General features: G+C 68.1%; 9 protein-coding genes and 1 pseudogene. 8 read left to right on the top strand and 2 right to left on the bottom strand.

All coding sequences use genetic code 11. From position 1 onward, the window contains the following. A partial coding sequence (locus tag AC1DQP_RS08935) for a hypothetical protein (protein WP_478051438.1) occupies positions 1-204 on the top strand: 204 nt, incomplete at its 5' end. A 21-nt stretch (positions 205-225) separates the two neighbouring features. Here the strand turns inward: AC1DQP_RS08935 and AC1DQP_RS08930 are convergent. Further along, complete coding sequence (locus tag AC1DQP_RS08930; protein WP_457319115.1) at positions 226-582, bottom strand: bleomycin resistance protein; 357 nt, start codon at positions 580-582, stop codon at positions 226-228. A 142-nt stretch (positions 583-724) separates the two neighbouring features. On the opposite strand from AC1DQP_RS08930, the gene AC1DQP_RS08925 reads away from it, so the two are divergent. Together AC1DQP_RS08925 and AC1DQP_RS08920 are read left to right on the top strand one after the other, a co-directional pair. Beyond that, positions 725-1,738 carry a sensor histidine kinase gene (locus AC1DQP_RS08925; RefSeq protein ID WP_457319114.1) on the top strand — a complete coding sequence of 338 codons (1,014 nt, stop codon included), beginning with the start codon at positions 725-727 and terminating at the stop codon, positions 1,736-1,738. Beyond that, on the top strand, positions 1,735-2,109 hold the full coding sequence (locus tag AC1DQP_RS08920) for a response regulator (RefSeq protein WP_457319113.1): 375 nt from the start codon (positions 1,735-1,737) through the stop codon (positions 2,107-2,109). Before AC1DQP_RS08925 ends, AC1DQP_RS08920 begins: the two co-directional genes overlap by 4 nt. Positions 2,110-2,228: 119 nt before the next feature. On the opposite strand, the pseudogene AC1DQP_RS08915 reads toward AC1DQP_RS08920, so the two are convergent. Beyond that, positions 2,229-2,531 (bottom strand): annotated as a pseudogene (locus AC1DQP_RS08915) (MFS transporter); the annotation flags it as partial. A gap of 479 nt (positions 2,532-3,010) precedes the next feature. Here AC1DQP_RS08915 and glgA point away from each other — a divergent pair. From glgA to treY, 5 genes are all read left to right on the top strand, one after another. After that, entirely contained in the window at positions 3,011-4,504 is a 1,494-nt protein-coding gene (gene glgA, locus AC1DQP_RS08910; protein ID WP_478051440.1) for a glycogen synthase GlgA, read from the top strand. Continuing rightward, positions 4,501-6,741 carry a 1,4-alpha-glucan branching protein GlgB gene (gene glgB / locus AC1DQP_RS08905; protein ID WP_478051437.1) on the top strand — a complete coding sequence of 747 codons (2,241 nt, stop codon included), beginning with the start codon at positions 4,501-4,503 and terminating at the stop codon, positions 6,739-6,741. The genes glgA and glgB overlap by 4 nt, the downstream gene beginning before the upstream one ends. After that, positions 6,738-8,477 carry a malto-oligosyltrehalose trehalohydrolase gene (gene treZ, locus AC1DQP_RS08900; RefSeq protein ID WP_478051436.1) on the top strand — a complete coding sequence of 580 codons (1,740 nt, stop codon included), beginning with the start codon at positions 6,738-6,740 and terminating at the stop codon, positions 8,475-8,477. Before glgB ends, treZ begins: the two co-directional genes overlap by 4 nt. After that, a complete protein-coding gene (malQ, locus tag AC1DQP_RS08895; protein WP_457320674.1) occupies positions 8,474-10,375 on the top strand; it encodes a 4-alpha-glucanotransferase in 1,902 nt (633 codons plus the stop codon). The genes treZ and malQ overlap by 4 nt, the downstream gene beginning before the upstream one ends. 1 nt (position 10,376) lies before the next feature. Then, the coding region (gene treY, locus AC1DQP_RS08890) for a malto-oligosyltrehalose synthase (protein WP_478051439.1) at positions 10,377-12,661 on the top strand (2,285 nt) is incomplete at its 3' end.

The raw sequence follows: 12,661 nt of genomic DNA, 5'->3' as shown, positions 1-12,661 counted from the left end.
ACAACGCTACGCTATGGTGGCGTATCCAGTTTCCAGCTGTGCGAGCCCGCCCTGGAAGACAATGGGCATGCCGATCTTCTTCTGCACGAGTTCTCGATTGTCCGCCCCGGCGTTTACCGGCACCACATCATTCTGGACCACGATGGCGAACTGCAGATTGAGTTCGCGCGCTTTTCCCATGAATGGACGCCGCTGCCCACTTAGTGCAGCGGCGTGCCGGGTGACTTACTTGTCCTGCGTAGCAAACCGCAGCCGGTTATGGTCCGGGTCCACCACCAGCATTTCCCGTCCGCCCCACGGCACATCCGCCGGCGCGCGGAACACCGCCGCGCCGGCGGCCACGAACGCGCGATGCAGTGCGTCCACGTCGGGCACTTGGAAGTAGACCGCGCCACCGGGCTCGCAATCGCCGGCATGTTCGGTCAGAAACAGCAGTTGGCCCTCGCGGCTGATCTGCACGAACAGTGGCATGCCCGGTTCGAAACGGTGCTCCCAGTCAATGGCAAAGCCCATGCGCTGGTAGAACGGCACGCTGACCGTGGCATCGGTCATGCGCAGTTGGGGGATGACGGTCTGTTGCATGGGGAGCTCCGGTGCCGGTGTGACGGGCCAGATTCTAGCGCCGTCGCGTCGGGGTTGACGGGGCGGCGGCGCGGCATCCACTCATGATCCGGCGTTCACGCTGCCAGAACTATCGTCTGCCTCTGCCCCAGGATCTACAGACGTGCCAGCCCAGAAGGAACAAGACGCCGCCCGATGGCGCATCTACGAGGCCCTGCTTCAGGCCACCCCGGACCTTCTGTACGTGTTCGATGCCCAGCACCGTTTCATCTACGCCAACGACGCCCTGCTGACGATGTGGGGCATGCGCTGGGAAGATGCCACGGGCAGAACCTGCCTTGAGCTGGGGTATGAGCCGTGGCACGCGGCGATGCACGACGAGGAAATAGACCGGGTGGTCGCCACTGGCCAGCCCATCCGGGGCGAAGTGCCGTTCCCGCACCAGACCAAGGGCACGCGCATCTACGAATACATCTTCACCCCCGTATTCGGGCTGGATGGAAAGGTGGAAGCCATTGCCGGCAGCACCCGCGATGTTACCGAGCGCAAGGAACATGAGCAGCACCTGGAACTGCTGATCAACGAGCTCAACCACCGGGTGAAGAATTCGCTGGTGATGGTGCAGTCGCTGACCCGCCAGTCGTTCAACAACGCCGTCAGCCTGGAGGACGCGCACGAGAAGATCGATTCGCGCCTGCTGGCACTGTCCACCGCGCATGACACCCTGACACGCGAGAACTGGCAAAGTGCCGACATCCTGGAGTTGGCGCGCGATGTCTCAGCGTTGTGCGAGCCCGATGCGAGCGGCCGCTTCGTGCTGGAAGGGCGGTCATGCCGGGTCGACCCGCGCCGCGCACTGGCGCTGTCGATGGCGCTGCACGAGTTGTGCACCAACGCGGTCAAATATGGCGCGCTCTCCTCGCCGCAGGGGAAGGTGCGCATCGCCTGGGTACGCAGCGTGGATGCCGATGGCGGGGATCTGCTTGAACTTGTGTGGCAGGAGAGTGGCGGACCGCCGGTGTCCCCGCCGGCGCGCAAGGGCTTCGGCTCCCGCCTGCTCGAGCGTGGATTGAAGCGCGATCTGGATGGCGACGTCGAACTGGCCTTCGACCCGGCCGGCGTGGCGTTCCGCGTGTCGATGCCGCTACCGGCTACCGTGGCGGAGGTGACCCTGTGACCGCGCGCGTGCTGGTCGTCGAAGACGAATCGCTGGTGGCGATGGTGCTCGAGGACTGCCTGGAGGCGCTGGGCTACGAAGTGGCCGCGTCGGTGGCCAATGTGGATGCCGCGCTCGAGGTGGTGAGGGCCGGGGGTGTGGACCTGGCCGTGCTGGACGTCAATCTGGCGGGCAGCGCGTCCTACCCGGTGGCCGAGGCGCTGGATGCCCAGGGCGTGCCGTATATTTTCATTACCGGCTACGGGCAGGCCGCGATCGCAGAGAAGTTCCGCCATCGTTACGGTCTGCAGAAGCCGTTCCGCATGCGCGATCTGCAGGGCGCCCTGGCGACGATGCAGCCGAACGCCGGACAGCAGCCTGACGCGATGTAGGGTCGTGTCCATGTCTGCATAAGCCGACCGCGATCAGCGTGCGTCGCCCGGCTCGTCGCGCGTGCGGGCCAGCGCCAGCGACACGAGCACCCCCGTCCCGGTCGAGTAGCCCACCAGCGGCCAGGCATCGTCGTTCCTTCCGGGCGCTCGGCGTAGACGTCGCGCACGGTGGCGAAGGTGGCAACCAATGCCGCCGACGCGCCCAGTGCCTGGAAGACACGGAACATGAGGAACATGCCGGGGCCATTGGACGCGGCAAGAGCGAGGGAGGCAATGACGAACATCGTGCCGCCGCCCATCGCTATCGGGCGCCGACCAATGCGGTCTGCCAGCGCGCCAAACAGCAGTTGACCTGCGCCGAGCAGGACCATGCACAGGCTGAGCGTGAGTTGCACGACGTGAGGGGTGGTGCCCGGCAGAGCGCCGCAACAACAGCCGGTTGTCGCGGCTTACTCGTCGTAGGTCTTGCTGTTTCCCATGGGCTCTGGGCGTCCTGCGCGTCGAAATCAGCGCTGGACTCCAGCAATTGACGACTTGTGGCGTTCGCGGCGGGCACGATGAAGAAGGAATTCTTAATGATTTATTCTTCCCCATGAGGCAGCTGCAACTAGGTAGCTTGATAAGCACATGCGTTTTTAGCATGTGGGTTCACGCAACTGTCGTGCCAGGTTCACGGGGCATTGATTGAGCCGGGGTGTAGATTCAATTCACGCCCCAAGTAATGGCTGGGGTTCCCCCATCTTCGTAGTGCGCTCCTGACGATTGCTTGCGCCGGCCATTCCGGTTCGAGGTGGAGTCTGCTGCGTCGTGTTTCTCTGCCAGCGAGTCCCCCATGCCTACGCGCCTTCTTCCCCTTGCGTCTTCCGCTGCCAGCGCAGAAGCCGTATCCCAGAGTGATGTCATCCGCGTGCGACGACATAGGCAAGCCGCGATGCCGGTTGGCCTGTCAGGTTTCTCCAATCTTGCGACAGACACGGTGCGCCGCGTGCTGTTCGTGGTGTCGGAGATGGCCGATTTCGTGAAGGCCGGCGGACTCGGCGATGTGGCCGCAGCATTGCCACGCGCCCTGCGCGACCGCGCCGACATGCGCGTGCTGATTCCCGGCTACAGCGAGGTGCTTGCGCGCACCGGGCCCATCGAGGTGGTGGGGCAGACCGAAGCGCATGCGGCGTTGCCGGCGTGCGTGATCGCACAGACGGTGCTCGAGGATGGCTTGCCTGTGTATGTGCTGATCTGCCCGGAGCTGTACGAACGGGAAGGATCGCCGTACGTGGACAACGCCGGCCAACCCTGGGCGGACAACGCCATTCGTTTTGCCACGTTGTCACGTGCGGCGGCGATGATCGCCTCGGGCGAGGTGGGCATGGAATGGCAGCCGGACCTGCTGCATCTGAATGATTGGCCGTGCGCGCTGGCAGCGGCCTACGTACGTTGGTCGGGCAGCACGGCGTCGTGCCTGCTGACCATCCACAACCTGGCCTACCAGGGTTTGTTCCCGAGCGCGCTGGCGGCCGATCTGGGCATCGACGAGGTGCAGCGCGTGGCGCTGGAATTCCATGGGCAGTTGTCGTTCCTGCGCGGCGGCATCGTGCACGCCGACCAGGTCAACACGGTGAGCATCAGTTACGCGGCGCAGATCACCGCCCCGGCCGAGGGCTGCGGGCTGGACCGGTTGCTGTCGCGGCGCGCGGCGCTGGGTCACCTGAGCGGGATCGTCAACGGCATCGACGCCAGCTGGGACCCGAGCACCGACCGCCACCTGCCGGCGCACTTCGACGTGCGCAGCTTTGAAGGCCGCGACCATAACGCCCGCCACGTGCGCCGCGCCTTCGGGTTGCCGGAAAGCCGCGGGYCGTTGTTTGCGGTGGTGTCGCGACTGGTGCACCAGAAGGGCCTCGACCTGACCTGCGATGTGGCGCCGCAGATCGTGGCGGCCGGCGGCCAGCTGGTGATCATCGGCGGCGGCGAGCCGGAGATCGAGGAGCAGGTGCGCGCATTGGCGCGGCGCTTCCCGGGCAGCGTGTCGGCCTACATCGGCTTCGATGAAACCCTGGCCCGGCGCATGTTTGCCGGCGCCGATTTCCTGCTGATGCCCTCACGGTTCGAGCCGTGCGGGTTGAGCCAGATGTATGCACAGCGCTTTGGTTGCCTGCCCATCGCGCACGCCACCGGCGGGCTGATCGATACGGTGGACGACGGCGTGACCGGCTTCCTGTTCAACGGGCCGGAGGCGGACATGTTGCGCCGCTGCGTGCAGCGTGCCTTCCGCACCTTCCGCCAGCCGCGGCTGATGGCCGCAATGCGGCGCGCGGCGATGCTGCGCCCCAGCGGCTGGGAGGTTGCCGGCACGCATTACATCGACCTGTACCAGCGCACCGCCGAGGCGCGCGCATGACGGTGTCGTGCGAGGTGCAGGCCCCGATGCCGCAAGGTTCGGAGGGTGTACCGACGTCCTCGTCGGTTGACGAGCCCTTGTCGCCTGGTCTGGCCGCGCTGGCGGCGGGACAGCCGGGCGATCCGTTCGCGCTGCTGGGCCCGCACCAGGACGCGCAGGGCCGTTGGCGGCTGCGCGTGCTGTTTCCCGGTGCGCTGGCCGTGCAACGGCGCGACGCGGGCGGGCGCTGGCAGCCGATGGCGGCGCTGGGCGAAGGCCTGTTCGAATCCGCATGCGAAAGCGCTGCGGTGGCCTTGCTGCGGGTGGACTGGGGTACATCGACGCAGGAGATCGAAGATGTCTTCGGTTTTGGGCCGCAGCTGGATGCGGCACTGCTGGCGGGCATCCCCGCTGGCGACCCGCACAGCATCCGTACCGGCCTGGGCGCGCAACGTGCCACCGACCAGGGCGTACACGGCGTGCGCTTTACGGTGTGGGCGCCGAACGCGCGTCGGGTAGCGGTGGTGGGCGAGTTCAACAGCTGGGACGGCCGACGCCATCCGATGCGGTTCCGCCATGAAGCCGGCGTCTGGGAAATCTTCGTGCCGCGCGTGGTCGCCGGTGCACGCTACAAGTTCGAAATCATCGCTGCCGATGGCTCGCACCTCACCGACAAGGCCGATCCGATGGCGCGGCAGTGCGAGCCGCTGCCGGGCACCGCCTCGGTGGTGGGCGCCGATGCGGAGCATGCCTGGCAGGACCGGGACTGGATGAACGCGCGCGCGGCCAACGCGGACGGTGCGATCTCCATCTATGAATTCCACGCCGGTTCCTGGCGACGCGGCCCGGACGGCAGCGTGCTTGATTGGGACCAGTTGGCCGATGCGCTGATTCCGTATATCCAGCAGCTTGGCTTCAGCTACGTCGAGCTGCTGCCGGTAAGCGAGCATCCGTTTGGCGGCTCCTGGGGCTATCAACCGTTGGGGCTGTATGCGCCGACCGCGCGGCATGGTGACCCGGAAGGGTTCGCGCGTTTCGTGGACCGCTGCCACCAGCAGGGCCTGGGCGTGATCGTGGACTGGGTGGGCGCGCATTTCCCGTCCGATGCGCACGGCATGCAGCGCTTCGACGGCACTGGCCTCTACGAACACGAAGATCCGCGCGAGGGCCTGCACCCGGACTGGGACACGTTGATCTATAACTACGGGCGCAGCGAGGTGTCCGGGTTCCTGATCGGCAGTGCACTGGAGTGGATCGACCGCTTCCATATCGATGGGCTGCGCGTGGATGCGGTGGCCTCGATGCTGTATCGCGACTACAGCCGCGCCGACGGGCAGTGGATTCCAAACGCGCACGGTGGCCGCGAGAACCTGGAAGCGATCGACTTCCTGCGTGCGCTCAATACCGCCATCGCCACGACTTATCCGGGCGTGGTGGTGATCGCCGAGGAGTCCACCGCGTGGCCGGGCGTGACCGCGCCGGCCGCCGAGGGCGGGCTGGGGTTCTCGCACAAATGGAACATGGGCTGGATGCACGACACACTCAGCTATCTGCAGCGCGACCCGATCCATCGCTCGCACCACCACAGCGAGATGACCTTCAGCGCGATGTACGCCTTCTCCGAGCAGTTCGTGTTGCCGCTGTCGCATGACGAAGTGGTGCACGGCAAGGGCTCGTTGCTGGGCAAGATGCCCGGCGACCGCTGGCAGCAGTTGGCCAACCTGCGCGCCTATTACGGCTTCATGTGGGCCCACCCGGGCAGCAAACTGCTGTTCATGGGCGGCGAGTTCGCCCAGGCCACCGAGTGGAACCACGATRCCGAGCTGGACTGGGCGCTGGCCGCGCAACCCGAACACGCCGGGGTGGCGCGCCTGATCGGCGACCTCAACCGGCTGCTGCGTGATATTCCTGCACTGCGGCATGGCAACCGCACCGAGGACGGCTTCGAGTGGAGCGTGGGCGACGATCACGTCAACAGCGTGCTGGCCTTCATCCGCCACGACGTGCAAGGCCATGGCGGTGCGTTGCTGGCGGTGAGCAATTTCACCCCGGTGGCGCGACATGGATACCGCGTGGGAGTGCCGCGTGCCGGTCGTTGGCGTGAGGTATTCAACAGCGACAGCCACTTCTACGGTGGCAGCGACGCGGGCAATCGTGGACAGGTGGACGCCCGGCCCATTGCCATGCACGGCCACGCGCAATCCATCGAGCTGACCTTGCCGCCTTTGTCCACGGTCTACCTTCAGGTGATGGAGTGACGCCTGCGCGGCGGCAACTGGGCGCGCAGCGGCAGGCGGAAGGTGGGTACTGCTTCCGGCTGTGGGCGCCGGCAGCGCACCGCGTGGAACTGCTGCTGGAGGGCGAGGTAATGGCCATGGTTTCGGAAGAAGACGGGTGCCATGCCGTCGTCTGCGACGCCGCGCCCGGTGCGCGCTATCGCTTCCGGATCGATGGTGCGCTCAGCGTGCCCGATCCGGCCTCGCGCTGGCAGCCGGAGGGCCTCAAGGGCGCCAGCGCCATCCCCGATGAAGACGCCTACGTCTGGCAGACCACCGGCGGGGCAGGGCGGCCGTGGTCCGAAGCGGTGCTTTACGAAGTGCACCTGGGCGCGGTGGGCGGCTATTCGGCGCTTCAGGCTGAGCTTCCGGCGTTGGCGGCGATGGGCATCACCGCGCTGCAGTTGATGCCGCTGGCCACGTTCCCCGGGTCGCGCAACTGGGGTTATGACGGCGTGCTGCCATACGCCCCGGCCTCGGTGTATGGCACGCCCGACGAGCTGAAGGCGCTGGTCGATGCCGCCCACGGATTGGGGTTGATGGTGCTGCTGGACGTGGTGTTCAATCACTTCGGTCCGGAAGGCAACCAGCTGGCCAGCTACGCGCCGCAGTTTTTCCGCGAGGATGTTCGCACGCCGTGGGGCGCGGCCATCGATTTCCGCCAGCCGTGGGTGCAGCGCTACTTCATCGACAACGCGCTGATGTGGCTGCGCGAATACCGCTTCGACGGCCTTCGCCTGGATGCGGTACACGCGATCCATCCGCAGACGTTCCTGGTGACGCTGCGCGAGGCCATCCACGCCGATGGCCCGGCGCATGCGGTGGACCTGGTGGTGGAGAACGAAAACAATGCCGCCTCATTGCTGGGCGAGGGCTATACCGCGCAGTGGAACGACGATTTCCACAATGCGTTGCACGTGCTGTTGACCGGCGAGACCGAGAGCTACTACGCCGACTATGCCAGCGCACCGGGGGCACGATTTGCCCGGGTGCTGTCCGAAGGGTTTGCCTGGCAGGGCGAAGTGAACCGGCATGGCAACCGCCGCGGCGAACCCAGCGCAGGGTTGTCGCCGGATCATTTCGTGGTGTTCGCGCAGAACCATGACCAGATCGGCAACCGCGCCTTCGGCGATCGCTTGCAGGGTTCGGTGGCCCCGGCACGCTTGCGGATCGCGCACGCGCTGACCGCGTTGACCCCGATGGTGCCGCTGTTCTTCATGGGCGAGCCGTGGGGCGCGCGCGAGCCGTTCCTGTTCTTCACCGATTTCGAGCCACCACTGGATGAGGCCGTGCGCCAGGGGCGGCGAACCGAGTTCAGCCAGCTCAAGGCATTCACCGAGCCCGCATCGCGCGAGGCGATTCCCGATCCGAACGCGCTGGAGACGTTCCTGGCCTCGCGTTGTCCGATGCCGTCGCCGGACGCGCTTGCGCACAACCCCTGGCTGGCCGACTTCAAGGCGTCCCTGGCGTTGCGGCACCGGTATCTGGCCGAGGGCGCGGCGCAGGCGCGCAGCCTGGGGGCCACGGTACTGGCCGATCAAGCCATCGCCGCGGGATGGGCACTGCCCGGCGGCGAGTGGTGGCTGGCCTTCAACCTTGGCGGCACGGCGGTGGCCGCCACCTTGCCGGCCGGACAAACCGTGCTGCAGCTGGGTGACGTGGATGCCGACGACACGTTGGCGCCGGACGCGATGCTGGTGCGCTGGGTGCCGCTATGACCGCGCCATCGGTAGCGCTGACGGACCTGGCTGCCACGGTCGGGTTGATCGTGGACTGGCATGACGTGCACGGCACGGCGCGTCGGGTCGACCAGACCACGCTGCTGGCGGTGCTCGGAGCGCTGGAATGGCCGGCCGCCACCCCCGCACAGCGGATGGAGAGCCAGCAGCGCTGCCTGACCGAGCGGGCGCAGCCGAAGCTGCATACCGCACAGGTCGGCGCCACGCTCGTGATCGGTCCGGCCGATGCAGGGCAGGGGCAGTGGTGCGATGAGGAGGGACTTACCGAGGCCGCCAGCCAGGATGCGGCAGGTGGCTGGCGTTGCCCGCGGCGGCCCGGCTACTGGACGCTGCGCATCGGTGGCGGCGAACATGCCGTCGCCGTTGCGCCGGCCCAGTGCTTCAGCGTGGCCGATGCGACCGGCACGGAAACCCCGCGCCGATGGGGCGGCACGCTGCAGGTGTATGCGGGCCGCTCGCCCGGTGACGCCGGGATTGGCGACAGTGCGGGCGCGGCGGCGTGGTGCCGGCGGATCCGCGCGGCCGGCGGTGACGCGCTGACGCTCAGCCCGCTGCACGCGGCCGGCCGGATCGAAGCGCTGTACAGCCCGTACTCGCCGAGCGACCGCCGCTTTCTCGAACCGGTCTACACCGCGCCGCCTCCCTGGGTCGCCGATGACGACGACGCACTGCAGGCGCCGATGCCGACGCCCGACGGGTTGATCGACTGGGCGGGGGCGGCTGCGTACAAGTGGGCGCGATTGGCGCACTGGCACCAGTGGCTGGACGCCGCGCCCGAGAAGGTGCGTGAGGACCTGGATCGCCATCGACAGGAGGGCGGAACATCGCTCGCCCGGTTTGCCGCGTTCAACGCCGCCGCGCTGGGCCAGCCGGACCCGGCGCTGCAGGAATTCGCGCAGTGGTTGTCGACCCGAAGCTGGGCCCAGGTGCAGCAGCGCGCCCGCGCAAGCGGCATGGCGCTGGGGCTGATCGCCGATTTGGCGGTCGGCTTCGTACCGGACGGCGCCGAGGCGGCTGCCGCTGGCGATACCGCGCTGCGCGGGCTGGTGCTCGGGGCGCCGCCGGATGCGTTCGCGCCGCACGGCCAGGTATGGGGCGTGAGCAGCTATTCCGGCGATGGGCTGCGGCGCACCGGGTTTGCGCCATTCATCGACCTGCTGCGCGCGGTCATGCGTGATCGCGGTGGCGTGCGCATCGATCACATCCTTGGCCTGCAACGGCTGTGGGTGGTGCCGCACGGCGCAGGGTCGGAAGCGGGTGCATATCTGCGCTATCCGCTGGACGACCTGCTGAACCTGCTGGCACTGGAATCGTGGCGGCACCGCTGCATCGTCATCGGCGAAGACCTCGGCGTGGTGCCTGAGGGCATCCGTCAGCGGCTGGCCGAGCGCGGCGTGCTCGGGATGGATGTGCTGGCGTTCTCGCGCGCCAGCGATGGTGAATTCCTGCCGCCCAACCTGTGGCGGAAGATGGCGGTGGCCACCACGGGCACGCACGATCTACCCACCCTGGCCGGGTGGCAGCGTGGCGAAGACATCGCCGTGCGCGCGCAGCTGGGCAACGACAGCGCAGCGACCGTCGCGCAGGCCATGCAGCAACGTCGCCAGGAAGCGGCGCAGCTGGCCGCCGCGGTGGGCGCCGATGCGACGTGCCCGGAAGCGTTGCACGATGCGGCCATTGCGTTCGTGGCCGCCGGTCCTGCGCCGCTGGCGCTGCTTCCCGTGGAAGATGCGCTGGACCTGCGCGAGCAGGTGAACCTGCCCGGCACCGTGGCGGTGTATCCCAATTGGCGGCATCGCCTGCCGCAGCCATTGCCGCGGCGTACGCTGCACGCTACGTTGCGTCGGTTCGCGGCGGCGCGCGGCAGTGAACCCTGAGATGGTGCCGTTCCGCGCAACCGCACGGCTGCAGCTGCATGCCGGTTTCGATTTCGAGGCGGCGCGCGCGCAGGTGGCCTACTACGCGGCGCTGGGCATCAGCCATCTGTATCTGTCGCCGATCACCCGGGCGGTGCCCGGTTCGACCCACGGGTATGACGCGCTCGATCCGACCACGGTCAATCCGGCACTGGGCGGCGAAGCCGGGCTGGTACGCCTGGCCGGGCAGGCGCGCGCGCACGGCATGGGGCTCATCATGGATATCGTGCCCAACCACGTGGCCGCACACCCGGACAATCCGTTCTGGGCCGATGTGCTCGCCAACGGCCAGCGCAGCCGGTATGCGGCGTGGTTCGACATCGACTGGCAGGCGCCTGGCCGCGGCGGCAAGCTGTGGCTGCCGGTACTGGATCGCCCGCTGGCCACGGCGGTGGCAGAAGGGGGGATCCAGGTGGAACGCGATGCGGCGGGCACCGCCTGGCTGTCGCTCGGCGATGCCCGTTATCCTTTGGCGCCGGAAACCCACGCCGATGCCGTGCCGGGCATGGCAGCCGGACCGCTCACCGCATTGCTCGCCGGCCAGGCCTATCGGCTGGCGTGGTGGCGCAGTGGCGACGCGCAGGTCAATTACCGCCGGTTCTTCACCCTCACGGCGTTGGCGGCGCTGCAGATGGAGCGCGCCGAGGTCTTCGATGCGGTGCATGCATTGCCGCTGCGGTTGGCCGCCGACGGCGTGATCGACGGGGTGCGCGTGGACCATGTGGATGGCCTGCGTGATCCTGCCGCCTATCTGCGACGCCTGCGTGATGCGCTGGATGTGGCCGGCGCGGCACGCAACCTGGCCCCCGGCACGCTTGGGCTGTGGGTGGAAAAAATCCTCGGCCCCGATGAGCGGCTGCCACCGGATTGGCCCTGTGATGGCACCACCGGCTATGACCTCATGGACCAGGTGGGCGGATTGATGCATGACAGCGCCGGTGGCGCGGTGCTGGCACAGCAGTGGCGACAGGCGACGGGAGACGGGCGCAGTGTCGAGCAGGTCGAGCTGCAGGCGCGCGGTGAGGTGCTGGATAACGGGCTGCACGCCGAGTTCGAGGCACTGGCCGCGTTGCTGGCCGAGGTCGCCGACGAAGCCGGCGGCCAGGCGGCTGATTTCGGCAGGCCCCTGCTGGCCGCGGCGGTGGCCCGGTTGCTGGCGCATTTCCCGGTGTACCGCAGTTACCTGACCGGCGCGGCACCGGCCGCATTGGACCGGGTCTGGTGGCAGCGCGCAGCACGCGATGCCTGCGCCGGCGCCGACCCTGCCGTGACAGTGGTCATCGAGCAGATCCTGCGCTGGATGCTTGAAGCACCTGCGCCGATGGGCTCGCACGCGCTGCCGGCACGGTGCCTGCGGCTGCGCCAGCAGTTCCAGTTGCTGAGCGCGCCGCTCAACGCCAAGGCGGTGGAGGACTGCAGCTTCTATCGCTACGCCGCCCAGCTCTCGCGCAACGAGGTCGGCACGCATCCGTCGGTGCTGGGGCTGTCGCCGGACAGCTTCCACGCGCTGGCGGCCGAGCGCGGCCAGTTGCATCGGCGTGCGCTGCTGGCCACGGCCACCCACGACCATAAACGCGGAGAAGACGCGCGGATGCGGCTGGCGGTGCTGTCGCACTGGCCGACGTGGTGGGGTACCACTGCACGGCGCCTGGACCGCCTCGCCGCGCCGCTCGGCGTGGCCGCGCTGCATCCTGCCGATCGCCAGATGCTGTGGCAGACGCTGGTGTCGGCATGGCCGGCCCAGGTCGAGCAGCTACCGGACGACTTCAGCCCGCGCATCCGCCAATGGCAGCGCAAGGCGTTGCGCGAAGCCGGCGTGCGCAGCAGTTGGCGCAACCCCGACGCCGCCTACGAGCAGATCGCAGACAGGCTCGTCGACGACCTGCTGTCTGTATCCCGTGCGCAGCCGCTGCGGCACGCGCTGCGTGCGGCGGTGACGCGGCTGGCGCCAGCCGGTGCGCGCCTGAGCCTGGCCCAGACCGCGCTGCGCCTGACCGTGCCTGGCGTGCCGGATATGTACCAAGGCACCGAAACGTGGGACCTGTCGCTGGTGGACCCGGATAACCGCCGGCCGGTGGATTACCCGGCACGCCATCACGGACTGGATGACACCCGGGCGTGGTCGCAGCTGCTGGTGGCGTGGCACGACGGCGCGGCAAAGACGCGCCTGCTGCGCGACCTGCTGCAGTTGCGGCGCGCGATGCCGGCGTTGTTTGCGCACGGCGATTACCAACCGCTGGATACCAC

It is taken from the genome of Stenotrophomonas sp. P5_A8, assembly GCF_056400545.1.
Note: the sequence above shows the minus strand (reverse complement) of the source record. Positions and strands in the feature narration are given on the sequence as shown.

What these genes read in the sequence shown, in the direction of transcription:
- malQ (WP_457320674.1), top strand. Translation starts at nt 8,474, where the DNA reads ATGACCGCGCCATCGGTAGCGCTGACGGACCTGGCTGCCACGGTCGGG.
- AC1DQP_RS08930 (WP_457319115.1), bottom strand. Translation starts at nt 582, where the DNA reads ATGCAACAGACCGTCATCCCCCAACTGCGCATGACCGATGCCACGGTC.